General features: G+C 57.4%; 26 protein-coding genes. 12 read left to right on the forward strand and 14 right to left on the reverse strand.

The genetic code is table 11. The features are described from left to right. Positions 1–35: 35 nt before the first annotated feature. Both AC07O1_RS09800 and AC07O1_RS09805 read right to left on the reverse strand, forming a co-directional pair. A complete protein-coding gene (locus AC07O1_RS09800; RefSeq protein WP_494992292.1) occupies positions 36–758 on the reverse strand; it encodes a glycerophosphodiester phosphodiesterase in 723 nt (240 codons plus the stop codon). 9 nt (positions 759–767) lie between these two features. After that, positions 768–1,355 (reverse strand): PilZ domain-containing protein, encoded by a 588-nt coding sequence (locus AC07O1_RS09805; protein ID WP_494992291.1) that lies wholly within the window; start codon positions 1,353–1,355, stop codon positions 768–770. A gap of 94 nt (positions 1,356–1,449) precedes the next feature. On the opposite strand from AC07O1_RS09805, the gene AC07O1_RS09810 reads away from it, so the two are divergent. The 3 genes from AC07O1_RS09810 (at position 1,450) to AC07O1_RS09820 (ending at position 4,702) form a co-directional block, all read left to right on the forward strand. Continuing rightward, on the forward strand, positions 1,450–2,700 hold the full coding sequence (locus AC07O1_RS09810) for a lipoprotein-releasing ABC transporter permease subunit (RefSeq protein WP_495088639.1): 1,251 nt from the start codon (positions 1,450–1,452) through the stop codon (positions 2,698–2,700). Positions 2,701–2,707: 7 nt separating this feature from the next. Further along, positions 2,708–3,391, forward strand: coding sequence for a lipoprotein-releasing ABC transporter ATP-binding protein LolD (lolD, locus tag AC07O1_RS09815; RefSeq protein WP_495088640.1), 684 nt, complete (start codon positions 2,708–2,710; stop codon positions 3,389–3,391). A 66-nt stretch (positions 3,392–3,457) separates the two neighbouring features. Continuing rightward, on the forward strand, positions 3,458–4,702 hold the full coding sequence (locus AC07O1_RS09820; protein WP_494992288.1) for a lipoprotein-releasing ABC transporter permease subunit: 1,245 nt from the start codon (positions 3,458–3,460) through the stop codon (positions 4,700–4,702). Between the two features lie 84 nt (positions 4,703–4,786). On the opposite strand, the gene AC07O1_RS09825 is transcribed toward AC07O1_RS09820, so the two are convergent. After that, a complete protein-coding gene (locus AC07O1_RS09825; protein ID WP_495088641.1) occupies positions 4,787–6,145 on the reverse strand; it encodes a heavy metal sensor histidine kinase in 1,359 nt (452 codons plus the stop codon). Continuing rightward, on the reverse strand, positions 6,145–6,825 hold the full coding sequence (locus AC07O1_RS09830; protein WP_495088642.1) for a heavy metal response regulator transcription factor: 681 nt from the start codon (positions 6,823–6,825) through the stop codon (positions 6,145–6,147). The genes AC07O1_RS09825 and AC07O1_RS09830 overlap by 1 nt, the downstream gene beginning before the upstream one ends. A gap of 154 nt (positions 6,826–6,979) precedes the next feature. Between AC07O1_RS09830 and copI the strand changes: the two genes are divergently transcribed. Beyond that, a complete protein-coding gene (gene copI / locus AC07O1_RS09835) occupies positions 6,980–7,561 on the forward strand; it encodes a copper-resistant cuproprotein CopI (RefSeq protein WP_495088643.1) in 582 nt (193 codons plus the stop codon). Positions 7,562–7,630: 69 nt separating this feature from the next. Next, positions 7,631–8,461, forward strand: coding sequence for an NADPH-dependent 7-cyano-7-deazaguanine reductase QueF (queF, locus tag AC07O1_RS09840; RefSeq protein WP_495012607.1), 831 nt, complete (start codon positions 7,631–7,633; stop codon positions 8,459–8,461). Between the two features lie 310 nt (positions 8,462–8,771). Here the strand turns inward: queF and flgE are convergent, their stop codons facing one another. The 6 genes from flgE to AC07O1_RS09870 all read right to left on the reverse strand — a co-directional run bounded on the left by flgE (position 8,772) and on the right by AC07O1_RS09870 (position 13,891). Beyond that, positions 8,772–10,097 carry a flagellar hook protein FlgE gene (gene flgE, locus AC07O1_RS09845; protein WP_495088644.1) on the reverse strand — a complete coding sequence of 442 codons (1,326 nt, stop codon included), beginning with the start codon at positions 10,095–10,097 and terminating at the stop codon, positions 8,772–8,774. A 30-nt stretch (positions 10,098–10,127) separates the two neighbouring features. After that, on the reverse strand, positions 10,128–10,856 hold the full coding sequence (gene flgD, locus AC07O1_RS09850) for a flagellar hook assembly protein FlgD (protein WP_495088645.1): 729 nt from the start codon (positions 10,854–10,856) through the stop codon (positions 10,128–10,130). Positions 10,857–10,871: 15 nt separating this feature from the next. Next, on the reverse strand, positions 10,872–11,315 hold the full coding sequence (gene flgC, locus AC07O1_RS09855) for a flagellar basal body rod protein FlgC (protein ID WP_494993659.1): 444 nt from the start codon (positions 11,313–11,315) through the stop codon (positions 10,872–10,874). Between the two features lie 3 nt (positions 11,316–11,318). Continuing rightward, positions 11,319–11,726 carry a flagellar basal body rod protein FlgB gene (gene flgB / locus AC07O1_RS09860; protein ID WP_494993658.1) on the reverse strand — a complete coding sequence of 136 codons (408 nt, stop codon included), beginning with the start codon at positions 11,724–11,726 and terminating at the stop codon, positions 11,319–11,321. Between the two features lie 360 nt (positions 11,727–12,086). After that, positions 12,087–12,914: a protein-glutamate O-methyltransferase CheR gene (gene cheR, locus AC07O1_RS09865; RefSeq protein ID WP_494993656.1), complete on the reverse strand. Its 828-nt coding sequence runs from the start codon at positions 12,912–12,914 to the stop codon at positions 12,087–12,089. A gap of 44 nt (positions 12,915–12,958) precedes the next feature. Continuing rightward, positions 12,959–13,891: a chemotaxis protein CheV gene (locus tag AC07O1_RS09870; protein WP_495012966.1), complete on the reverse strand. Its 933-nt coding sequence runs from the start codon at positions 13,889–13,891 to the stop codon at positions 12,959–12,961. A 78-nt stretch (positions 13,892–13,969) separates the two neighbouring features. Between AC07O1_RS09870 and flgA the strand changes: the two genes are divergently transcribed. The 4 genes from flgA to AC07O1_RS09890 all read left to right on the forward strand — a co-directional run bounded on the left by flgA (position 13,970) and on the right by AC07O1_RS09890 (position 16,562). Then, the gene (gene flgA / locus AC07O1_RS09875; protein ID WP_495088646.1) at positions 13,970–14,731 is read left to right on the forward strand and encodes a flagellar basal body P-ring formation chaperone FlgA; all 762 of its coding nucleotides are present in this window, start codon (positions 13,970–13,972) and stop codon (positions 14,729–14,731) included. Positions 14,732–14,881: 150 nt separating this feature from the next. After that, positions 14,882–15,208, forward strand: a complete 327-nt coding sequence (flgM, locus tag AC07O1_RS09880; RefSeq protein ID WP_495088647.1) for a flagellar biosynthesis anti-sigma factor FlgM — start codon at positions 14,882–14,884, stop codon at positions 15,206–15,208. A gap of 48 nt (positions 15,209–15,256) precedes the next feature. Next, entirely contained in the window at positions 15,257–15,724 is a 468-nt protein-coding gene (locus tag AC07O1_RS09885) for a flagella synthesis protein FlgN (protein WP_495088648.1), read from the forward strand. Positions 15,725–15,815: 91 nt separating this feature from the next. After that, positions 15,816–16,562, forward strand: coding sequence for a flagellar brake protein (locus AC07O1_RS09890; protein WP_494993651.1), 747 nt, complete (start codon positions 15,816–15,818; stop codon positions 16,560–16,562). Between the two features lie 55 nt (positions 16,563–16,617). Here AC07O1_RS09890 and AC07O1_RS09895 read toward each other — a convergent pair whose 3' ends face one another. The 4 genes from AC07O1_RS09895 to AC07O1_RS09910 form a co-directional block, all read right to left on the reverse strand. Then, positions 16,618–17,976, reverse strand: coding sequence for an MFS transporter (locus AC07O1_RS09895; protein WP_494993650.1), 1,359 nt, complete (start codon positions 17,974–17,976; stop codon positions 16,618–16,620). 71 nt (positions 17,977–18,047) lie between these two features. Continuing rightward, the gene (locus AC07O1_RS09900; protein ID WP_495088671.1) at positions 18,048–19,289 is read right to left on the reverse strand and encodes a glutamine synthetase family protein; all 1,242 of its coding nucleotides are present in this window, start codon (positions 19,287–19,289) and stop codon (positions 18,048–18,050) included. A gap of 309 nt (positions 19,290–19,598) precedes the next feature. Continuing rightward, positions 19,599–20,291 (reverse strand): sensor histidine kinase, encoded by a 693-nt coding sequence (locus tag AC07O1_RS09905; RefSeq protein ID WP_495088649.1) that lies wholly within the window; start codon positions 20,289–20,291, stop codon positions 19,599–19,601. Continuing rightward, positions 20,288–21,892, reverse strand: a complete 1,605-nt coding sequence (locus AC07O1_RS09910; RefSeq protein ID WP_495088650.1) for a response regulator — start codon at positions 21,890–21,892, stop codon at positions 20,288–20,290. Before AC07O1_RS09910 ends, AC07O1_RS09905 begins: the two co-directional genes overlap by 4 nt. A gap of 543 nt (positions 21,893–22,435) precedes the next feature. On the opposite strand from AC07O1_RS09910, the gene AC07O1_RS09915 reads away from it, so the two are divergent. Genes AC07O1_RS09915 through AC07O1_RS09925 form a run of 3 tightly spaced genes read left to right on the forward strand, consistent with a single transcriptional unit; the run spans position 22,436 to position 25,126 of the window. Next, entirely contained in the window at positions 22,436–23,005 is a 570-nt protein-coding gene (locus AC07O1_RS09915; RefSeq protein WP_495088651.1) for an ABC transporter permease, read from the forward strand. Further along, entirely contained in the window at positions 22,995–24,287 is a 1,293-nt protein-coding gene (locus tag AC07O1_RS09920) for an ABC transporter ATP-binding protein (protein WP_494993646.1), read from the forward strand. Before AC07O1_RS09915 ends, AC07O1_RS09920 begins: the two co-directional genes overlap by 11 nt. Next, on the forward strand, positions 24,278–25,126 hold the full coding sequence (locus AC07O1_RS09925; protein ID WP_495088652.1) for a sulfotransferase family protein: 849 nt from the start codon (positions 24,278–24,280) through the stop codon (positions 25,124–25,126). The genes AC07O1_RS09920 and AC07O1_RS09925 overlap by 10 nt, the downstream gene beginning before the upstream one ends. Positions 25,127–25,155 lie beyond the last annotated feature (29 nt).

Consider the following 25,155-nt stretch of genomic DNA (forward strand, 5'->3'; position numbering starts at 1 on the left):
CGGCCGGTGGCCTGAGCCGGCCGGGGAGACCGATTTCAGCAATTCTCGAGAGTGGCGCTGGCCAAACCGGGAAAGTCTGTAATCAGGCTATCTACGCCGAAGTCTGCGAGCCTGCGCATCAGCGCGGGTTCGTTGACTGTCCACACAGAAACATGCAGACCCTGGCGCTGGGCTTTCTGCAGGCGCTCGGGCGTGCACAGCGTCCAGTTCAACGCCAGAATCTCACAGCCATAGCTCTGCGCGACCTTCAGTGGGTCGAGCCAGGCGTATTCGGCTACCAGTCCGCGTGACACATCCGGTGTCAGATCCAGTGCAGCTTTCAGTACTTCCCTTGAACTCGACGTGATGGTGACTTTGTCCAGTAGCCCGAAGCGCTGAGCCATCTCTCGAATGGCCAGCACGGTGGTTGCTGCGCGGGTTCGCGAAGCACTTTTGACTTCCAGTTGCCAATGCTCGAAGTCGCATTTTTCGAACAGCTCTTCCAAACGCGGAATCGGGCATGGTTTGATCCATCCCGGGCCGCCCTTGCGTGCGTCATAGGTCACCAGGTTGGCGGCCGAATGTTCGACCACCTTGCCGCGCCGGTCGGTGGTGCGCTTGAGCGTCGGGTCGTGAATCACCATCAACTCGCCGTCCATGGACAAATGCAGGTCCAGCTCGCAGCGTCGTACCCCGTGCTTGAGGCATTGTTGAAAGCTGGTCAGGGTGTTTTCCGGTGCTTCGCCTTTGGCGCCGCGGTGGCCGTAGATAAGGGTCACGGTTGTTCCTTAATGATTGCCTGGTTCGTTCTGTTCGCGCGCAAGGCGTCGTTCTTGAGCCTGTTTGTGCAAGATATAGCGGGCCAGCAATTGGCGTTGCGCATCGGTGAGGGATTCGAACTCGGTGCCAATCTGGAAAGTGCCGAAGCTTTCCGGTTCACAGTGAGTGACCTTGGCCCGTAACAGCAGACCCAGCGCTTGCGGCATCAGCAATAGCTTGATCGCCAGATGGCTGCCGGTCGGGTAGGCGAGGTGATGCTCGAACTCGATACCGCCTTCGGACAGCACCACATGCCGCGGCTCCTCGAACTTACCAAGCACGGTCTGCGCAACAACCTGGCCGAGCAGGTCGATACGCTTGTTCATGACTTTCAGGTAGCTGGCGGTGTTTCGATCACGCTCGCTGATCTGTCTGAGCAGGTGTTGCGACTCGAATTCGCTCAGATGCAGTTCACTGAGCAGATTGAACAGCGGTGACTCATCCTGCAACACTTCCTGGCCTGCGGCTTCGTGGGCAGACAGGGGCCTAATTTCCAGTGCGATCGTGTCCTTGATACGGTAGTATTCGCGGCGATCTTCTTCATCTAATGTCGACATGGCGAACCCATGGTAGCGGCGGTGGTCTGAGTGTAAAGCTGGTTACCGACCCCCGCCACAAGGACGTTCCTCTTTCCTCCGAACAAGCCCCGACATGTTCAGACCTCTCTTCGTATTTATCGGCACGCGTTATACCCGTGCAAAACGCCGCAATCATTTTGTGTCATTTATTTCCCTGACCTCGATGATCGGACTCGCCCTCGGCGTAGTCGTGATGATCGTCGTGTTATCGGTGATGAATGGCTTCGATCATGAGATGCGCACCCGTGTATTGGGCATGGTGCCTCACGCGACCATCGAATCCGATGAACCCATCGGCGACTGGCAAAGCCTGGCTGCCAAGGTCAAGCAAAACCCGCAGGTGCAGGCGGTTGCGCCGTTCACCCAGATGCAGGGTTTGCTGACCAACAACGGTCAGGTGCAGAAAGTCCTGCTCAATGCCGTCGACCCGGCCCAGGAGCGGAAGGTCTCGATCATTGACAACTTCATGACGCAGGGCAAACTCGACGACCTGGCGCCGGGCAGCTTCGGCATTGTGATCGGCGACAAGGCCGCGACCAAACTCGGCGTGGGCCTTGGCGACAAGCTGACCTTCGTCGCTCCGGAAGTCACCGTGACCCCGGCCGGGATGTTCCCGCGCATGAAACGCTTCACGGTGGTCGGCATTTTCCATGTCGGCGCCGGTGAGCTGGACGGTTACCTGGGTTTGACCAATCTTGACGATCTGGCACGCCTGCATCGCTGGAAGCCGGATCAGGTACAGGGTCTGCGCTTGAAGTTCGACGACCTGTTCCAGGCACCGCGCACCGCGTGGAACATCGCCCAGAAGCTCGGTGAGAACCATTACTTCGCTCGTGACTGGACCCGCACCCACGGCAACCTGTATCAGGCCATCCGCATGGAAAAAGCCATGATCGGCCTGCTGTTGCTGCTGATCGTGGCCGTTGCTGCGTTCAACATCATTTCCACGCTGGTGATGGTGGTGAATGACAAGAAAGGCGACATTGCGATTCTGCGCACCCTCGGCTCCACACCGGGACAGATCATGGCGATCTTCATGGTCCAGGGCACGGTGATCGGCGTCGTTGGTACGGCAATCGGTGCCGTGGTCGGCATGTTCGCCGCGTTGAATGTCAGTGCCGCGATTTCCGCCCTCGAAGGCCTGATCGGGCACAAATTCCTTAATGCTGACGTGTACTTCATCGACTACCTGCCATCACAACTGATGGCCGAAGACGTGTTGATGGTCTGCGGCGCGGCGTTGCTCCTGAGTTTCCTCGCCACCCTGTATCCAGCCTGGCGTGCTGCGCGCACCCAGCCTGCGGAGGCGCTACGTTATGAGTGATTTGGGTATGAGTACTAAAGCAGTCTTGAGTTGCCGCGATCTGGGTAAGTCCTACGAGGAAGGCCCGGAATCGGTGGTGGTGCTGTCCGGTTTGCAGCTGGAGCTGCACCCGGGTGAGCGCGTGGCAATTGTCGGCACCTCCGGTTCCGGCAAGAGTACCTTGCTCAACCTGCTTGGCGGCCTCGATACGCCCACCAAAGGCAGCGTCTGGCTGGCCGGTGAAGAGCTGTCGGCGCTCAACGAAAAGGCCCGCGGCCTGCTGCGTAACCGGTCGCTGGGTTTCGTTTACCAGTTCCACCACTTGCTGCCCGAGTTCACCGCGCTGGAAAACGTCTGCATGCCGCTGTTGATCGGTCGCACGGCGATTCCCGAAGCCCGTCAGCGGGCCAAGGCCTTGCTGGATCGCGTCGGTTTGGGCCATCGCCTGGAGCACAAACCGGCCGAATTGTCCGGTGGCGAACGTCAGCGCGTGGCCATTGCCCGTGCTCTGGTGAACAAGCCGGGGCTGGTGATGCTCGATGAGCCGACCGGCAACCTCGACTCCCACACCGCCCAGGGCATTCAGGATTTGATGCTGGAACTCAGCACCTCGATGCGCACCGCGTTCCTGGTGGTGACCCACGACATGAACCTGGCCCGCCAGATGGATCGCGTCCTGCACCTGCAGGAAGGTCGCCTGACGCCCATCTGATTGGCCGAAACCCGGCACGCCTGAAAAGCGCGTCGGGTCTTTTATTTTTATACGGTGCCCCAGCGAATGTTCAGACCGTTATCGATCTTTATCGGCACGCGCTATACCCGCGCCAAGCGCCGCAATCGCTTTGTTTCCTTCATCTCGATGACCTCGATGATCGGCCTCGCCCTGGGTGTCTTGGCGATGATCGTGGTGCTGTCGGTGATGAACGGCTTTCAGCGCGAAATGAGCTCGCGCATCCTCGGTATGGTGCCCCACGCGACCATCGTCGGCGTCAATCCGATCAATGATTGGCAACCGGTGGCGGCTGCCGCCATGAAGAATCCCGAAGTGACGGCTGCGGTGCCGTTCACCGAGATGGAAGGCATGCTGTCCTACAAGGGCTCGATGCAACCGATCCAGATCAGCGGCGTCGATCCGGCTCAGGAAGGCAAGGTGTCCATCGTTGCCCAGCACATCGTGCAGGGTCGTCTGGACGACCTGAAGCCCGGTGAGTTCGGGGTGGTGGTCGGTGAAATCACTGCGCGCCGTTTCCGCTTGAACGTCGGCGACAAGATCACCCTGATCGTGCCGGAAGTCAGCACCGCGCCGGGTGGCATCACACCGCGCATGCAGCGGCTGAATGTGGTCGGCGTGTTCAAGGTCGGCGCTGAGCTGGATGGCTCCATGGCGTTGATTCACGTCGCCGACGCCGCGCAAATGCAGCACTGGGAGCCCAATCAGGTACAAAGCGTTCGTCTGGCGGTGAAGGATCTGTATGCCGCGCCACAAGTGTCGACGGACATCGCCACCGGCCTGGGCGATAGCTACAAGGCCGATGACTGGACCCACACCCAGGGTAGCCTGTTCAGCGCGATGAAGATGGAAAAGACCATGATCGGCCTGCTGTTGCTGATGATCGTCGCCGTGGCTGCATTCAACATCATCGCCACCTTGATCATGGTGGTGAACGACAAGGGCGCGGACATCGCGATCCTTCGCACCATCGGCGCTACGCCACGGCAGATCATGGCGATCTTCATGGTTCAGGGGACCGTGATCGGGATTGTCGGCACCTTGATCGGCGGCGTTCTTGGTGTGATCGCGGCGTTGAATGTGAGCGAGCTAGTGGGTTGGCTGGAGCGGGTCAGTGGCCAGCATATCTTTAGTTCCGATGTGTACTTCGTCAGCAATCTGCCGTCCGAACTGCAAGGCGTGGATGTGGCGCTGATCTGCACAGCCGGTTTTGCCCTGAGCTTTCTGGCCACGGTGTATCCCGCCTGGCGCGCGTCGAAGATCCAGCCGGCGGATGCGTTGAGATATTCGTAAGGGCATCTGATCGTTCCCACGCTCTGCGTGGGCATGCAGCCCGTGACGCTCTGCGTCACAAGCGGACGCGGAGCGTAGGAGCGATCAGATTCTCGGCAACTCAATCACAAACCGGGTCCATCCCTTATCCGACTCGCAATGAATCTGCCCGCCATGGGCGCGGATGATCGACTGGGTGATCGCCAATCCCAATCCCGCATGTTCGCTGCTGCCCTCACGGCGAGCCGGATCGGCCCGGTAAAAGCGATCGAACAAATGCGGCAATAATGCCTGGTCAATTGCGCTTCCGCTGTTCTCGATGCTCAGGCTCAAGCCCTTGGGTCGATCAACAACTCGTACCCGCACCTCTCCGTTCGCCGGGGTAAAACGCAGCGCATTGTCCAGCAGGTTGGAGAGGGCGCGGCGCAGCATGCTGTGGTCCCCGGTAAAGCGTGCGTTGCCTTCACGGGTCAGACTGATTTGCGTTTCTTCTGCAAGCGGCGCGAAGAACTCCAGCAACAGGTCCGCCTCATCCCCCAGTTCCAGGGGCTCGCGTTTCGGGATCAGCAAGCCATGATCGGCTTTGGCCAGATACAGCATGTCGTTGACCAGTTGCGCCATCCATTGCAGCTCTTCCAGGTTGCTGTGCAACGCCTCGCGATAATCCTCCAGCGGCCGTGGTCGGGTGAGGGTGACCTGAGTATGGGTCAGCAAATTCGACAGCGGTGTGCGCAGTTCATGGGCGATGTCGGCGGAAAACGCCGAAAGTCGCTGGAACGAATCGTCCAGGCGCCCGAGCATGGCGTTAAACGTGTGGGCCAGTTCGGCGAGTTCGGCCGGCATCTGATCGTGGGGCAGGCGCTTGGTCAGCGAACTGGCGGAAACACTGGCGGCGACTTCACTCATGCGTCGTAGCGGGCGCAAACCGCTGCGTGCGGCCCAGGCACCCAATAACGCCGTGGCGAGTGCCGACAGGCCAACGGTCAGCCAGATCAAATGCTGCATGCGTCGCAGGAAGTGTTGATGGTGAGTGATGTCGAGTATCAGCGTCAGTTGTGGGGAGCCCGGCTTGCCCGGCTCCAGCGCCGCGTTGTAGGCCCGGTAGGCAGTGCCAGCGCTTTGCAGGCTGTGCAAGCCGGGCTCGGTTGGCAAGCCGGAGGGCAGGGTGGTTGAGCTGTCGAACCAGACGCTGCCATTTGCAGTGCTGACGCGCAGCGCCAGGTCTGGTTGATGATTGAGTTCATCCTGCAACGAGGCCTGGCGATCAGCGAAACGGGCCGGGTCATCGGCACCCTGCAAAGCACTGCGCAATGCGATCAATTTGCCATCGAGCAATTGCTGATCGAGTTCGATGAAGTGTCCTTCGCTGGCGCGACTGAAGAGCACGCCAGCCAGTAACGAAACCACTGCGGTGCAGGCGGCAAACAGCAAGGCCAGGCGGCTGCTCAGGGACAGACGGCGCATCAGACAGGACGCTCTTCAAGGACGTAGCCCATGCCGCGCACGGTATGAATCAATTTGTTCGTGTAGTCATCGTCGATCTTCAGGCGCAAGCGGCGAATCGCCACTTCAATCACATTGGTGTCGCTGTCGAAATTCATGTCCCACACCTGCGAAGCGATCAGCGATTTGGGCAGCACTTCGCCCTGGCGCCGCAACAGCATCTCCAGCAGGGCGAACTCCTTGGCGGTGAGGTCAATGCGCTGGCCGCTGCGTTCGACCCGGCGACGGATCAAGTCCAGGCGCAAGTCGGCCAGTTGCAGGCTGGTTTCTTGAGGCGTGGTACTGCCTCGGCGCAACAGGCTTCGTACACGGGCGAGGAGTTCGGAGAAGGCGAAGGGTTTGACCAGGTAGTCGTCGGCGCCGAGTTCGAGGCCATGCACGCGGTCTTCCACAGTGTCGCGGGCGGTCAGAAACAGCACCGGCATGTCCAGGCCCGCGCTGCGCACGGCTTGTAGAATTTGCCAACCGTCACGACCGGGCAGCATCACATCCAGGATCAGCAGCGCGTAATCACCGGTCAGCGCGAGGTGCTGACCGGTGGTGCCATCGGCCACCAGTTCGGCGTTAAAGCCGGCTTCACTCAGCCCTTGGCGCAGATACTGCCCGGTTTTCGGTTGGTCTTCGACGATCAGCAGTTTCATGGGCGACTCATGGCAAACGGACGGGAGCTTTATACCGTGGGCGGTGGCAATGCGGCGTAACCTGACAAAGTTGTAATCTAGCAGTCAGCTGGCTGGCAGCGATGCAGCTTTAGAGTTTCCCACAGGCTGAACCTCATCTTGTTGGAGTGTGACTATGTTTTTGGGAAAACGGTTTTTGCGAAATCGACTGGTGCTGGCAGGTTGTCTGCTGGTATTGAGCTTCCCCGTCTGGGCCTCACCACCGGCACAGACCTACGCCTTCGGCGCGCCTGCGCCCGCAGCGAAAGCCACGCGGACTGTCGAAGTGGTAATGGAAGATATGTCTTTCAGCCCCAAGTCACTGGATATCAAGGCCGGTGAGACAGTGCGCTTTGTGCTGATCAACAAGGGGCAGCTGCTGCACGAGTTCAACCTGGGCGACGCGGCGATGCATGCCAGGCACCAGCAGGAAATGCTCCAGATGCAGCAGAGCGGCATGCTGACTCCGAGCGCAATGAACAGCGCGCCGGTGTCGTCTGGCTCCATGGATCACGCAGCGATGGGCCACGGTTCGATGGCTGGTATGGATCATGGATCGAGCATGAGGCACGACGACCCGAACAGTGTACTGGTAGAGCCGGGTAAAACCGCCGAATTGACCTGGACCTTCAGCAAAGCGAGCAATCTGGAGTTCGCCTGCAACATCCCCGGTCACTATCAGGCGGGGATGGTCGGCAAGATTAGAGTCGCCCAGTAAGCGCTTCACACTCAAAGGCGGGAGCAAAGGCTGGTAGACTTGTCGGGTTTATTCAGTCAGGTTTCCGCCATGCATCCCGCAGCCGAACACTCGCCGCTGGGCAAGTCCAGTGAATACATTTCTACCTACACCCCGTCTTTGCTGTTTCCGATCCCGCGCGCGGCGAAATGGGCCGAGCTGGGCTTGAGCGCCGAGACCCTGCCGTATAAGGGCGTGGACTTCTGGAATTGCTTTGAGTTGTCCTGGTTGCTGCCGTCCGGCAAGCCGGTGGTGGCGATCGGCGAGTTCAGCATTCCGGCAGATTCGCCGAACATCATCGAGTCGAAGTCCTTCAAGTTGTACCTCAACTCGCTGAACCAGACGCCGTTTGCCGATCGCCAAAGCCTTGAAGCAACCTTGCAGGAAGATTTGTCCATTGCGGCCGGCAAGCCGGTGGGCGTGCGGATTCGCAGTCTGAGCGAAGTCCAGGCTGAAGGCGTGGCCGGGTTGCCGGGCGTTTGCATCGATGAGCTTGATGTCAGCGTCCGCGACTACGAGCAGCCGCGGCCAGAACTGCTGCGCTGCGACGATTCGCAGGTGATCGAGGAGAGTGTGCACAGCCATCTGCTTAAATCCAATTGCCCGGTGACCGGTCAGCCAGACTGGGGCAGCGTTGCCGTGCACTATCGCGGCGCAGCGCTGGATCACGCGAGCCTGCTGGCTTATCTGGTGAGTTTCCGTCAACACGCGGACTTTCACGAGCAGTGCGTGGAGCGGATCTTTCTCGACCTGCAACGCCTGTTGAAACCGGAGACACTCACGGTCTATGCGCGTTACGTGCGCCGTGGCGGTCTGGATATCAATCCGTACCGCAGCACTGAGGCGGTGGAGCTGCCCAACCTCAGACTGGTTCGCCAATAAAGATCTGGTGTGGGTTGGCGGTGTTTGCTAGACCGCGTTCATTACCGCTGTCTAGTCCTGAAATAGGTTTACACCTGTTTCACTCTAACGCTCGATGACGCTGAACTCGCCTTACGCGACGTTCATGGTCTTGATCGTTCCCACGCTCTGCGTGGGAATGCCGCCCCGGACGCTCTGCGTCAGCTGTAGAGGTGACGCAGAGCGTCACCGGATGCATTCCCACGCGGGAGCGTGGGAACGATCAACCCAGGTACAAAAAAGCCCCTGCAATGAGGGGCTCTTTTTTTGAAGCTGTGTCAGCCAGCCAACATCAGGCCATCTGAATGATGGTCTGCATGATGGTGCTTTGCGTCGAGATGGTCTTGGCGTTGGCCTGATAGTTACTTTGCGCCTTGATCAGGTCGACCAGCTCGCTGGTCAGGTTGACGTTGGACCCTTCCAAAGAGTTGGAAACCACCGAACCCAAGGTACCCGTTGTCGGTGCGTCGTAGCCCGGAATACCTGAAGCGTAAGTCTGTTTCCAGCTGGTACCGCCTACTGCCTGCAGGCCTTGCTCGTTAGTAAAACTGGCCAGGGATATTTGGCCAATAGCCTTGTTCTGACTGTTGCTGAAGTTGGCGAACAAGGTGCCGGTAGTGTCGATGGTCAGGTTAGTGATCTGGCCCGTTGCGTAACCGTCCTGGGTCGGCAGCGAGCGAGCGGTGTCAGCGTTGAACTGAGTGGTATTGGTCAGGTCGATCGCCACACCCGCAGCATTCGCACTCGAACCGTTGGCCGCCCAGACTCCATTGGTCACTGTGCCAGGAACCCAGCCGGCCAATTGCAGGCTGTTGGTTGCGTTAGGTGCAGCCGGCGTATTCGGTGGTGTGGCCACCGAAACAAGTTTGCCTGCCGAGTCAAAGGTAATGGTCGAAGCGACGGGGTCTGTCGCACCACCCACCGTCGGCGTACTGCCATTGAGGTTACGACCATCAACCAGGGTGTAGGTACTCCAGGTGTTAGCAGCGGTCTTGACCATGTACTGATCCATGGTGTGCTGATTGCCCTGACTGTCATAGATAGGCGTACTGAACGACTTGGTATAGGTGTTGACGTTATTTGGATCGAACGGGAGAACGGCCTGATCGATAACCGGCGCAGTCGAACTCAGGTTGACGGTCGAAGACACCGCACCCGTAGCCTTGGGCGCAAGGTTGGACGTGTCGATCCGCAGGTCGGTCATCACACCGTTGACGATCTTGCCATTGGCATCCACACCATAGCCTTGCAGACGAGCAGTACCATCGGTGTTGGTGACATAGCCGTCCTTGTCGGTCTTGAACGTACCGGCACGGGTATAGGTCAGCGAGCCGTTGTTGCTCAAGACGAAGAAGCCTTGCCCTTGAATGCCCATGTCCAACACGTTGCCAGTGTTGTTCACATCACCTTGAGTGAACTGCTGGGAAACGTTGGCCAGAGACACGCCATTGCCAACGCTTTTGTTACCCGAGCCCAATTTGGTGGCCGAGTAGACGTCGGCGAATTCCGCACGGGAAGACTTGAAGCCTGTGGTCGCGACGTTGGCGATGTTGTTGCCGGTCACGTCCAGTTGTTTGTTGGCTGCATAGAGACCGCTAAGGCCGACATTGAAAGACATATTCCACTCCTTGCGCCGCGTTAGCCGGCTCTATAGACCAATAGTTTGTACTTTCGACAGGGCAACAGCGCCCAGACCGGCGAGGTTGAGCATCATCTCGCCACCTGTTTGACTCAGGGTCACGCTGTTGACCGTTGCCGGTAGATAAGTGACCAAATCCGTCGACTTGCTATCGATCGTGGCATTCGCCTTGAAGGTATAAGTGCCCGGATCGACCTTGACACCGGCATCGTTGGTGCCATCCCAGACAAAGCTGGCGTTACCGGCGCTCTGGCTACCCAGGTCGATGGTTTTCACCGCATTGCCGTTTTTATCCGTGATGCTCACGGTAGCGTCGGCAACCGACGAGGGGATCACTGCGCTGCCCGTCAGGCTCTTGGTTGTGTCGACCACGGCCGTACCGGTTTGAGCAACCACCGAGCGACCCACCAGGGAAGAAGCCTGCAAGGCCTGCGACGACTGGAAGTTACTCGCGATGGAGTTGACCGAAGTGTTCAGCGTGGTGATGCCTTCCAGGCTGCTGAACTGAGCCAGCTGAGCGACAAACGCACTGTTGTCCTGCGGCGACAGCGGGTTCTGGTTCTTCAACTGGGTGACCAGCAGCTGCAAGAAAGCATCCTTGCCCAAGGCATTCTTGCCCGTAGTGCTACTGGTTGCCGCCGCAAGACCCGAGGTGCTGGTGGTACTGGTCTTGACCGAGGAGTTAGCAAGGATCTGGCTGAGATTCAGGCCGCTCGTGGTATCGGTAACACTCGTCATCTGAGTCGCCCCTTATCACTGACCGAGGGTCAGGACTTTCTGCATCATGGTTTTGGCGGTGTTCATCATTTCCGCATTGGTCTGGAACGAGCGACTGGCGGAAATCATGTCGGCCATTTCCTCAACCACATTGACATTGGGGTAGTAGACATAGCCCTTGGCGTCGGCTGACGGATGGTTCGGTTCGTAGCGCGCCTCCAGGTTGCTCTGGTCTTCAACCACACCCAGCACCTGTACGCCCTGGCCGGCGGCATCCTGGCTCTGGAACAGCGAACTGCTGCCGCCGCTCTGACCACCCTGAAACATGGTGGCGAACACCGGGTGACGGGCCCGGTAGGTCTGGTCGATGCTCGAAGACACGGTCTCGGCGTTGGCGATGTTACTGGCGACGGTGTTCAAACGAGTGGTTTGAGCACTCATGCCGCTACCGGCAATATTGAAAACACTGGCAAGAGACATGGATTACTCTCCGCGCAGGGCTGACACCAGCCCTTTGAATTTGCTGTTGAGCAGCGTGAAGCTGGCCTGGAAGTTGACCGCATTTTCCGCGTAGTTCGACTGTTCCAGCTGGGCGTCCACGGTGTTTTGGTCAATCGAGGGTTGCATTGGCGTGCGATATAGCAACGTCTCGTCGCCATTACCCAGACCTTCGGCTTCGATATGACGGCTATTGGTCATGTTCAACGCGAAAGTGCCGCTCTTGGTCTTTTCATTCTGCGCAGCAAGCACGGCAGAGAAGTCCAGATCCCGGGCCTTGTAATTAGGGGTGTCAGCGTTGGCGATGTTGTTGGCCAGAACTTCAGCACGCTGAGCGCGGAAGCCCAGGGCTTGTTCATGGATACCGAGCGCTTTATCGAAGCTGATGCTCATGCCGGGAAACCTTCGGGTGACCAGATTTTTCGTACGATGAACATAGCAAGCGTCGTGCCAGTTCACGAAAGGCCGTAAACCGGGGCTTTGCGGGCATCGGCAAGGTGGCAATGCCAGAAAAGCGGCAACTGATTTCCGCCGCCTGCCGCTTTTCTGCCGCTCGAGATGTCGGGATGCATGAGATCCGTGATCGTTCCCACGCTCCTGCGTGGGAATGCATCCCGTGACGCTCTGCGTCACATCTCGAAGCGGACGCAGAGCGTCCATGGCGGCATTCCCACGCAGAGCGTGGGAACGATCATTTCGGCGGACAAAACACGGGAGTCCCTGAGGACTCCCGTTTTTTATGACGCTGGCAAATCACTTCGCCTGGTAGATGATTCCAGGACTGCACTGGACCATCTGGTAGTGATCCGGCAAGCCATTCAGCGCTTCGGAAGCACCGAGGAACAGATAGCCGCCTGGCTTCAACGTACTGTGAATCCGCAGCAGGATGTCCTTCTTCACCTCAGCGGAGAAGTAGATCAGCACGTTGCGGCAGAACACGATGTCGAACTTGCCAAGACTTGCATAGCTATCGAGCAGGTTGAACGAACGAAACTCCACCCGACTCCTGATCGGTGCCTTGATCGCCCAACGCCCCGGCCCTTTCGGATCGAAGTACCGTTGCAGCCGCTCCGCGGAGAGACCGCGGCCAATGGCCAGACTGTCGTATTCGCCGGTCTTGCAGTTGTTCAGCATGGTGCCGGACAAATCGGTGGCAACGATCTGCACACCCATTTTCAGCTGACCCATGTTGGTCCGCTCGAACTCATCGATCGACATGGACAATGAGTACGGTTCCTGCCCCGACGAGCACGCCGCCGACCAAATGCGCAGGCGCTGGCCAGGACTGGCCTTGATCGACTCGGGCAGTACTTTATTCTTCAATACTTCAAACGGATAGGTGTCACGAAACCACAGGGTTTCGTTGGTAGTCATGGCATCCACCACCATCTCGCGCAACCCGCTGCGCGGCTGGGTCTGAATGCGCTGAACCAGCTCACCCAACGATTTGATGCCCTGCTGCTCCATGAGTTTATTGAGACGGCTCGACACCAGATACTGCTTGTTTTCACCGAGCAAAATGCCACAGGCTTTTTCCAGGAAGACCCGGAACTGTTCGAAATCCAAATTACCCGTAGACAATGATGCCGCCTCTTAAATCGTGTTGACCGCCAAGGGCAAACGCCCTAGCTGTTATCTGCTGCTTTGATCCGGTCGATTACCCGGGATGCCAGGTCATCAGGACGGAATTTGGCAAGGAAGTCATCGGCACCGACCTTCTTCACCATTGCCTGATTGAATACACCTGACAACGAAGTATGCAGGATGATATGTAGCTTTTGCATGCGTGGATCGCTGCGGATCTCGGCCGTGAGCGTGTAGCCGTCCATTTCGGGCATCTCGATGTCGGAAATCATCATCAAGAACTCTTCTTCCGGCTTCTTGCCCTCCTCGACCAGCTTGCGCAGGTAATCCAGCGCCTGTCGGCCGTCGTTCAATGCCACTACATCGACCCCGACGGTCTGCAGACAACGCGTGACCTGCTTGCGCGCTACCGACGAATCGTCGACCGTCAGCACCCGCAGGGAAACGGCCTTGCGCTGCGTTTCAACGTCCACCACACCCGCCGAAATGGATTCCGATGCCGGCGCCACTTCAGCCAGGACCTTCTCGACATCGATGATTTCGACTAACTGATTGTCGACCCGGGTCACTGCCGTCAAATAATGATCGCGCCCGGTGCCCTTGGGTGGCGGATGGATCTCCTCCCAGTTCATGTTGACGATGCGCTCGACCGACCTGACCAAAAAACCCTGGGTCTTGGTGTTGTACTCCGTAATGATTACGAAGGGATTGCTTTGATCCTGCAAACCGCCAGAACCGGTCGCCATTGCCAGATCAAGAATCGGAATGGTCGCCCCCCGAATATTTGCGACACCGCACACGACAGGACTGGATTTAGGCAGCAGGGTCAGTTTGGGGCATTGCAGCACCTCCCGAACCTTGAACACGTTGATCCCATACAGCTGCTGGCCGTCAAGACGGAACAACAACAGCTCAAGGCGATTCTGCCCTACCAATTGTGTGCGCTGGTTCACCGAATCCATTACACCAGCCATGCCCAGACTCCTACACCAACGCTTAAGATCCGATGCACATTCATCACTAAACGGCACGGGGCTTGCTTTTTAACTGCCATGAACGCAAAAACGACATTTTTCCGACACCTGACATCAACGTACCGCAAATTGCTTTGCGCGTTGTCAGCGTTGTGCTTTTTCACCGCTGGCAGCCCTGCCGTTGCTGACTCGGTTACCTTGCCTGATCTGCTTATCGGCGTCACTCAAGGCTTTCTTGAATTCACCGTAGAAGATTATCTGGCAACCAGCCACACCGAAGGACGCTACGAAATTCAGGTCAATCAACTCGACCCTCGCTTGCGCATGCCGTTATGCGACAAGGAATTGACAGCGACGCTGGAAAGTCCGGCTCAGCCTTTGGGCCGCGTAATCGTAAAGGTGCGTTGCGATGGCGCCTCGCCCTGGACCGTCTTCGTTCCCGCTCAAGTGCGCCTGTTTCGAGAGGTCGTTACCACCACTCGCCCACTTAAACGCGCCGGCATCATCGAACCTGAGGACGTCATCCTGCGCGAGCGCGACATCAGCCTGATCAATCAGGGTTATCTGACGTCGGTCGATCAGGCCATCGGTCAGAAACTCGTCCGGCCAATGGTCAGCGATCAGGTCATTACCCTTGTCCACATGGAACAGGCGGAGGTCGTTCGCAAAGGCGATCAAGTGGTGATATCCGTTCGCAGCGGTACGCTCAATGTGCGAATGCCCGGCGAAGCGTTGTCCAACGGCGGTCTGAGCGAACAGATCAGGGTCAAGAATCTGAACTCTCAACGGGTAATCAAAGCGCGCGTGACCGCGCCGGGCCAGGTGGACGTCGCCATGTAGGGAACTGGCGCTGCACTCAGGCGTTCCCTAAACTGTGCCTCAAGCAAGGCAGGTGCCGACTCGCGCCGGCTCATCGAAAATTGAGCCTAAAGTTTTACCGGGTATGGCCGAAAACATGGCAAGCGTCCAAATACCCAGAGGTTTTCTATCATGGTCATCGATTTCAGCCGTTTAAACAGCTCCCCCTCACCCACAAGCAGTACGCGTACCAGCGGCAGCAAGGAAACCGGCGACGCCGGCAAATCCGCGCCGGTGATTACCCCGGCCGAACAGGCCAGTACCAGCCAAAGCGGGGAGTCGGTTCACCTCAGTAATGAGGCTCAACAGTTGCAGAAGGTCACTGACACGCTGCGCGATCAACCTGCTGTCGACAAAGCCCGCGTGGCCGAGTTGAAGCAAGCGATTGCCGATGGCAGCTATAAAGTCGACAGCAACCGTGTAGCCAGCAAACTGCTCAACTTCGAAGCCCAGCGCTAGCCAAAGGCCTGCGCCAGGCTTTTGGACGCTTAAAACCCAAGGCCAGCCATGCACGACACAAATTTACTGCAACTGATCACTGACGATTTTGCTCCAGCTCAACAGTTGCTGGAGTTGCTGCAAGCCGAGGCCCTCGCTTTGCACGGTCGCGACATGCCACTGCTCGAAGATATTCTCGCGCAGAAACAGGCGCTGATCATTTTGCTTGAACAGCATGGGCGTTTACGTAGCCAGATCCTCATCAGCCTGAACCTGCCGGCCAGTCGAAGCGGCCTGGAACGACTTGCAGAGCAATCGTCCATTGGCGATCAACTGCTGTCTCAGAGCGACGAACTCAATCAGCTTCTGGCCAACTGCCAGGCAGCCAACGAACTCAACGGTCGTTCGATCCAGATCCAGCAAGCCACCACCGCCAATCAGCTGAAGATCCTCACCGGTGGCGAACCTCCTGCGCTTTATGATGCCCGCGGATCAACCTCCAAGCTGGCGAAGCCCCGCCCACTCAGTCAGGCTTGAAATCAGAGATGAGCGCTCTATCAAGACGCGAAACATGCTGGCAAAATGCCGGCTCTTGCGTGTGTCGTATTTGTCTGGAGATTGATGAACCGTGTTCAATGCCTTAAACGCAGAAGATGCTCCGCAGCCACCAAAGGCGCTCACGACCCCTTTGGAAATTGCCGCCAATCTGCGGTTGCTGCAAGAGAGCCATGATCCACTGATCATCACTTTTCATGAGCGCACCCAGCGCTTTCAGAGCTATCTGGTCGAAGTCGATCGAGACAGCACCATGATCGCCCTGGACGAGATGATTCCTCGCGATGGCGAACGCTTTCTGCTCAATGGCGAAGCGTTTCGCGTCGAAGGTTTCCACGACGGCGTGCGGATTGCCTGGGAAAGCACCGGCACTCTGACGATCGACGAATCCAATGGCAGTCGCTGCTATCGCGGCACAATGCCTGATGAAGTGGTCTATCACCAACGTCGCAATGCGTTTCGTGCAGCGTTGAAACTGGCTCAACTGGTCAACATCGAACTCGGCGGCGAAAAGCTTAAAGCCCCGATCAAGGGTAAACTGCTGGATATCTCGGCTACCGGCTGCAAGTTGCGCTTTGAAGGCGACATCTCCGACCGCCTGCAACTGGGCGAGGTCTACGACCGATTCATCGCCGCCCTGCCCTTCGGCAAAATGACGGCGCCAGTCGAATTGCGTTATCTTCATCACGAAGAGCGGATCGACACCACCTTCGCCGGCGTACGCTTTCACAACATGAGCGGCCAGGTTCAACGCCAGGTCGAGCGTTTCGTCTATCAGCTTCAGCGCGAAGCACGCCGCTTCGATAAAGACGATTTCTGAGTCAACACCTCAATAAAAAACGGGCAGTCCCTTTCGGTGACTGCCCGTTTTTTTTCTAAGGCCTTACCTGAGTGAAGCTTTGCGCAGGCTCCGGATCTGGCTCCTCGGGCGTTACATCCACTTCGTGCTCCGGCTCAGGCTCCAGGTTTACGGCATTTTGCATCTGTTCGTGCACGACCTGCTCATCAACCCGCGGGTCAAGCGCTGCCACCAGAGGCGAGCTCGACATACTGTCTGGCATGGCGACGTGATGCAGAGGCGCATCATCGACCTGATGCAAGTTTGTCACCGCTTTAGGCCGAATGCGCCACACCAGCACCAGCGCGAAAAAGCTGAAGAACGCATAGAGCATCTGACTGCCAAACAGCTTCATCAGCACACCCGCAGCCAGCGGCCCGATGCTTGCGCCGACGCCGTACGTCACCAGCAACATTGCCGTTAGGGAAACCCTTCGGTCGCCTTCGACATGGTCATTGGAAAACGCCACCGCCAATGGATAAAGACAGAACTGCACCAATGAGCAAAGGAAGCCGGCGACAAACAACACTTCAAGTGGCACCTCGGGCATTATCGCCAGAGGCAACGCGGCCAGCGCCAGAGAAAACGCAAAGCAACGGATCAACAACGCCCGATCATAGCGATCCGACAACCAGCCCAGCGGCCACTGCACCACCAAACCCGCAAAAATGCAGCTACCCATGAACAGGCCGACCTGCTCCGTGGAAAGCCCCTGCTGAGAGGCATACAGCGGCGCCAGACCGTAGAACGAACCAACGATCAACCCCGCCCCCAGCACGGTACTCAACGATTGCGGCACGCGTTTCATAAAGAAACGCGGCTCCATCGGTGCCGGATGCAGGGGCGCCGGGTGAATGCGCCGGGTCATGGCGACGGGCACCAGGCACAAGGCAAAACACAGTGCGACCAGCATCAACAACTCCAGACCCAGCGCCGGGTGCATGACCAGAATCAGCTGACCCAGGACCAACCCGAGGTAGGAAGCAATCATGTAGCCACTGAATACCAGGCCACGCTGCCTGGCTTCAGCCTGCTCATTCAGCCAGCTCTCGATGACCATGTACTGGCACATCATGCCCAGGCCGACGATCATCCGCAGGAACAGCCAGGCTGGCAACCAATCCACCAGACCATGCCCCAGCACCGCCGCGCCGACGATGCCGGCGCAGGTCGCGTAAGCCCGGATATGCCCGACCCGGGCAATCAGCCGGTGACCAATTTTCCCGCCCAGCACCAGGCCGGAATAGTTGGCGGCCATCAACGCACCAACCCACAAACCGTCGACATGGTCGGCAGCCAGGCGCAATGCCAGGTAAGTACTGAGTAAGCCCGAGCCGATCAGCATCATCAGCGAGGCGAAATAAAGCGCTCGAAAGGATTTCCAGATTTGGCGCATCGGCGTTCCGAGCGGCTCCTTGAATTGTGCATCGGGCTACCAGAAACGATAGCCCGACGGCGACGGGTCGGTTATGCCTGGGCCGCTAAAACACGCCGCTCCCAGGGCGTTATTTCATCATGGAAACTGCTCAACTCCATGGTCTTCGAAGCAATGTAGCCTTCGATGAACTCCTTGCCGAACAGTTCCTTTGCCAATTGGCTACGCTTCAGACGCTCAAGTGCTGCATGCAAGGTACAAGGTAACGACAAACTTTCCGGCACTTCAAACTCCCCCTGGACAGCCGGGGTCGGCTCCAGCTCGTTTTCTATGCCGTGAAGCCCGGCAGCGAGACTCGCGGCAATCGCCAGGTACGGGTTGGCATCGGCGCCAGGCAAACGATTCTCGACCCGTCGCGCCACAGGCGAGCTTGCCGGAATCCGCAAACCCGCAGCCCGATTGTCGTGTGACCAACAGGCATTGTTCGGGGACGCGTAAGGATGGCACAAGCGTTGATAAGAGTTCACGTTCGGTGCAAAAAGCGCGGTGAAATCCGCCATGCCCGCTTGCTGACCACCGATAAAATGGCGGAAGGTCGCGGTCGGCTGGCCGGCATCGTCGTTGAACACGTTGCGCCCGGTACCCATCTCCACAATGCTTTGGTGAATATGCATCGAGCTTCCCGGCGTATGCGCCAACGGCTTGGCCATGCAGACCACCGTCAAGCCGTGCTTGAGTGCGACTTCCTTGAGTAAATGCTTGAACAGCAATGTCTGATCGGCCAGCAGCAACGGATCGCCGTGCAACAGATTGATCTCGAACTGGCTGATACCCATCTCGTGCATGAACGTATCGCGCGGCAAACCCAGCGCCGCCATGCATTCATACACTTCACTGAAGAACGGCCTCAAGCCATTATTGGAACTGACGCTGAAAGCCGAATGACCTTCCTCACGACGCCCGTCCAGACCGACCGGCGGCAGGAACGGTTGGGTCGGGTCGGCATTGGGTGCAAATACGAAGAATTCCAGCTCGGTCGCCACCACCGGCGCCAGACCTCGAGCCGCGTAACGTGCGATAACCGCCTTAAGCTGACCGCGAGTCGAAAGACGAGAGCTTTCTCCAGTCAACTCGTCTGCATCGCAAATCGCCAAAGCCCGAGGCTGCTTGCTCCAGGGCAGGCGATGGATGTGTTTTGGATCAGCATTGAGCGCCAGATCGCCGTCATCGCTGCCGTAAAAACGCGCCGGCGGATAACCGCCCATGATGCATTGCAGCAGCACGCCCCGCGCCATCTGCAACCGCCGCCCCTCAAGGAACCCCTCGGTGGTCATCACCTTGCCCCGTGGCACACCGTTCAGATCCGGAGTGACACATTCAATCTCATCAATGCCCGTCAATCGCTGCACGAGTGATTTGTGGCCATCGGTAGTCATGACTCAATCCTTGTTACTGTGCAAGCCGCGAACGGCGACCCGTACAAAATACGCACCACCCGTTCAGGATTTCAAGCAGGCACACGCGAAAAGCAGAGATATAAGGCGCAGGTCAGCAATGAAGTGAAGGCTGAAACGATAATTCAGGATTTCAGAGAAAGGTTACGCAGGTGCACAATTGCAGCCCTTTGTCGTCAGCGCAGGTGCTCAAGGAAGATAGAGACTAAATAGTGCACCCCCCAAGGGGCCGCCATTGCTGATCTCGATACGTCCATGCATGCCGTTGCGCTGATGCAGCTCGGCAATACGCGCGGCGAAGTACAGGCCCAGACCAGTGCTGCCACTGCTCTGATTGATGCCCTGCACGTAATCGGCCTGACGCTCGATCATCTGCCGCGGGTAACCGGCCCCATCGTCATTGACGCACAATATCAGCTGCCCAGCCTCCTCACGGACGCTGATCAACAGGGCATGGCGGGCGTAACGGATGACGTTGTTGACAATGTTGGCCACCACCGAGCCGATCAGTTCCCGATCAAAGAAACCGAGGGGGCTGAAGTCATCGACTTCATAGGTCGCGACAATGCCACGGCTGCTCAGTACGTCCTGGTGACATACCAGCTGCGCTTCGATGAAGTCATCGAGCTCATGGTAATCAGGCTTCAACGGCAGCTGGTTGACGCCCAGTTTGTACAGGCCCAGCAACTGCACCAGCATGCCATTGAGGTGAGCGAACTCGTACTCGATAACACCTTGCTCGCCGGTTTGCCGCTGGGAGTCAGGCAACCGTGCGAGCCACTGAGCGTGGGCCTGCATGAGCATGGCCAGGGAGTTCTTCATGTCGTGTACGGTGGAGGCAATCACCGTGGAAAAGTCGAGCCCCTTGTCACCGTCATTCATTCGCCAAAGGCCTTGCTTCGCAGCTTCTGGTAACGCGGATAGCGCGCGTCGCTCTCGGGCATCATGCCAACCATTTTCAAGCAGGCCCGGCACTCTTGCAGCAGTGCCGTGTCGAGACTGGCATCGGCCCCGTGCAACAGCGATTGCGCCATGTTCAGGGCGATACTGATGTTTTTCGGTTGCAGCACCAGCGCGCGACGGAAAAGCTCCCGGGCTTCGGCCAAAGTACCTGCCTTGTAACTGCGCACACCCTGGCGGTTCAAATCGGCCGCAGCGTTGCCGGAATTGAGGATCGCCGGGTCGTCGGTCAATTTGGCAATACCCTGCATCACCGCCGGGTCGTCACCATAGATTTCCGCACAGTTTTTCAGCATGGATGCACCGGCATCCGCCTGACCTAATTGCTGGAGTTGTTTGGCAACCAACAGCGCCGCGTCGGCACTCATGAATTGCTCCATGCCCTCAAGACGGGTCATCGCCTGCTCGGTCAGTTTCTCGGCGGTTTCGGCATCGTTGAGCAGCAGGCTGGTGGCTTTCATCAGCCGTGCGCGCACCTGCAGCCCTGGATCGTTGACGTTCTCCTTGGCAACCTCGCTCAGGGTCTGATTGATCTCCAGCCGGGTCCGCGTATCCAGCCCTCTTTCACTGCCTTTACTGATCAACGCCTGGGCCAGACCGAGATTGCTCTCCGGGTCCTTGAAACGCGACTGCTGTCCCTGGGCTACAGCCTGGCGGTAGGCTTTCGACGCACTTTCAAAATCCTCGTTAGCCAACGCCAGTTTGCCGAGCAGCGATTGTCGGCGCACAGCCAGTGGCGACAAGCGAACGGCTTCCTCCAGCACACTCTGTGCGCGCCTGGAGTCTCCTTGGGCGACCAGCACATCAGCCATTCCGTCGTAGAGCGCCGGCATCATCGGGAAAGCCTTCAGCGCCATTTCGTACAGAGTCTGTGCCTGGCTGACCTGTCCTCGCTTGAACAGCGACCGACCCAATCCCGCATAGGCCCAGGGCAAAGGGCGGTCTGCCAGAATGGTGTTGAGAAAGCGCTCCAACGCCTCATGCTGATTAAGATCGCGCAGGGCATCAGCCCTGAACCGCAGGCACAACGGAGCAAACCGCGGATCCTGCTTGCAAAGGGCGGCGCAGGCAGCCAGGACTTCGGCGGGCTTGCCCCGATCGAGGGCTTGCAGGATCGGCTTGAGCAACGTCTTGCGCTGCACCAGCTTCTCCAGCCGCTGAGCCAAACCTGCGCGATTGAAGGGTTTGGTCAGATAAGCGTCCGGCTCATGCTCAAGGGCACTGAGCACCATGGCCTGACTGGTCTCGGCAGTGACCATGACGAACACGCTTTCATGGCTGATCAGCTTGTCGACCATCAGGTCTTCGAGCACCTGCTGACCGTTCTTCCTGCCGTCCCCAAGATGGTAATCCTGCAGGACGAAGTCGTAGCGCTTCTGCGCGCACATGCGCAGCGCCTGCTCACCCGTGTCGGCCGTGTCTACGTCCTTCACACCCAGCTCGCGCAACATCGACCTGACTGAAGTGCGGAAATCAGAGAAATCATCGACGATCAAAAAACTTTTTTGTTGGTACGCCAGCATCGAAGATTCCAGGCAAATAAGAAGATGAACCCAAAGGAAAATGCAAGGACGAGCTCAGCTTCGCTGCCCATTTCGGCGCGCAGATGATAGCCAGTAGCCATGGGCTATCAAGCAATTTTACACAAACCTTCAATTACGCTTGCCTGCCGCATGCTTTGGGCTAGATCTACGGGTTTCCCTGGCACTGGGGCAGCTAACGAGGAGAACTTGCCCATCGGGTTATCGGCCACTTGCCGCGTTCCCTTATAGGTACCGAGCAAGTAATCGCCTATTTACTTGGCACAGTGGTGCGACTCGACTCAATGGGAGCGGATCAATGCCGCTTACGCGACACCTGCACTACCTAAACCCCACCAACCCCACGATTCAAGACTCGCATTCCCAGCCTGCCAAGACGGTGATATCATTTTGGTGCGAGCGCAGAGCATGCTGACTCTCCCTTTGGACGTTAAAAAACGTCAGGAAATTTATATTTGATCTGCCAATCCATGAGGATCTCGCTCAAGGATATGTACCTGAATGACGTCAAGGATTGAGCAACTGATGCAGCCGTTTAGCATGTCTCCCGCAGTAATGATCAACAGCCTTCGTGTAAATCGAAACTTGATCCACGCCTTGATCCACAGAGAAACAGTCGGCCGCTACAAAGGTTCGATGCCCGGCATTTTTTGGTCGCTCTTCACCTCCGTTTTCATGCTGCTGGCCTGGCTGGCATTCTACGTGGTGCTGTTCGGGTTTCCGCCCGTAACCATATTTCATTTACCGTTAGTACTTCACCCCCTTGCACTGCTGACACCTGGAGTCTCCTGGCTCCTCGCGTCACTAAGCGTGTACCTGCGTGACATTGGCCTGTTCGTCGGCATTATTACCATGGTCATGCTCGTCCTCTCGCCAATTTTCTATCCTCTCTCGGCGCTCCCGAAAAACGATCATGCCGCCCTGCAGATGAACCCGCTAACCCTTCCAGTAGAAATGGCTCGCAATGCCCTTTTCCGGGGTACGGCTCCACATTGGGGTAGCTTGGCCGGTTATACGGCTGTAGCTCTATTGGTTGCTTGGGCCGGGTTCGCCTGGTTCCAGAAAACACGAAAAGGCTTTGCCGATGTCATCTGAAGTTGCTATCCAGGTCGAACAACTCAGCAAGCTCTATCATGTCTATGAAAAGCCCGCACACCGTCTGTTGCAAATGCTCTCGGGACGGCGCAAGCAGTACTTCAAAGCTTTCCCCGTGCTAGACGATGTCAGCTTCGAGATAAGAAAAGGCGAAACGGTTGGCATCATTGGCCGTAACGGCAGTGGTAAGTCGACTTTGCTCCAGATGATCTGCGGCACGCTTAATCCAAGCAGTGGCCGCATTATTACCCATGGCCGTATTGCTGCACTGCTGGAACTGGGGTCTGGATTCAACCCTGAGTTCACGGGCCGTGAAAATATATATCTTAATGGCGCATTACTTGGCCTTACCTCCGCCGAAATCGACCAGCGCTACGCGGCTATCGAGGCTTTCGCCGAAATTGGCGAATACATTGACCAGCCCGTCAAGAGCTACTCCAGCGGGATGTATGTTCGCCTGGCGTTTGCAATCCAGGCCAATATTGATCCAGAAATCCTGATTGTTGACGAAGCCTTGGCGGTCGGCGACGCTTTTTTCGTTCATCGCTGCATGGACCGCCTGCACCAACTCCAGGAACGTGGCACCTCCATCCTGCTGGTGACCCACGACAGCATGCTGGTCAAGCGATTCTGCGACCGGGCAATATGGCTGGATCAAGGCAGGATTCGAAGCATCGGCGCGTCCAACGAGGTCGTCGACAGTTACCTGGCCTGGCTCTTTCAAATGCCCGTTGCTACTCCAGAAACAGAGCTCGCCCCTGCCCTCTTCTCGTCCTCTAACGGCGACGAAGAACATATCGCCAACATTGACAGGCGTCTGGGAGACCAACGCTGTCAGATAATCGGTGCACGCCTTTACGATAAAGACCGAACGCCGACCGACGAAGTGCAAGGCGGCTCAGATGTCATCCTTCGATTCACCGTGGCCAATGCCAGCCTGACCCCGGATAACTCGCTGATATTCGGCTATATCGTCAGAAACTTCAGAGGCGAAGAAATAGCTGCAACCAACACCCGACTGGAGTGCATGACGGCAGAGCGATTCACCTCTTCTGGCGAGCGCATGACCATCGAAGCGCGCATCCACATTCCCCTCCTGCACCCGGGGCACTACTCCATAAGCGTCGGCGCTTCCTATGAGCAGGACGGTGGGTCTCAGCTAACGCTGGCGGACCGAATAATCAATTCAATTATCTTCAGCGTAAGTTGCCACAAGAAAATCAGCACAATGACCTGTTTCGATACCCAATTCAGCGTCCAGCGGGCATCGCAATGTTCATAATATTTGGCAGCCCACGCTCGGGCACGACATTCCTCAAAGAATCGCTCAACCAGAATCCGGCAATCGTTATTCCACACGAAACCGACTTCATTGTTCCACTCGCGTTCTTGATCGACCGTATACCTAACGCTCAAATCGGTCGCGAGCTGGTTGCAGAAATGATTGTTTCGACCAAGGACTTCGCTGCCAGCATTGGCTGCCACCTGAGCCCAAGCGAGGTCAAGGCATGTATTTACAACGCCGACTATAAGGTGCCTGCGATACTCGAAAGCCTGTATGCGTCAATCGCTAAGAAGACCGGTGCCATTATCGCTGGCGATAAATCCCCCAATGATCTGGGCTCGCTTGGAATCTTGCGTAATACCCAATTATTCAAATCGAATATCAAACTGATTCATATCGTCCGTGATGTGCGTGACGTCGTGTTGTCTCTGCAAAATACATCCTGGGCACCGCAAAACATTGAGATGACGTTCCCCGGCATCTGGAACACGACCAACCTCAACTTGCAACGCTTTGCCTCACAAAATCCTGAGAATTACTTTTTTCTCCGTTACGAGGACTTCATCGAAGCCCCCGCAACAATGCTCCAGCAAATGTGTGACTTCCTCCAGGTGACATTCGACTCTCGGATGCTCGACTGGAAGAGTTTAGGTAAAGACCTGCGACACCTGCCACATCATCAGAACCTTGGCCAGCCACCAATGAACGGCCGTTGTTACAACTGGAAAAGTCTCGGCGATGCATCCTGCCACCCTTGGGCAGAAAGAGCCCGGGAGGCGCTGCAAGAGTTTGGCTATGAACTTGCGCCGGCAATGTCCAGCGACTCCGCAAAGTAAAACCCTTGCCCACCAAAACTTAATTTTCA

Source organism: Pseudomonas sp. GW821-FHT07G10, assembly GCF_059418545.1.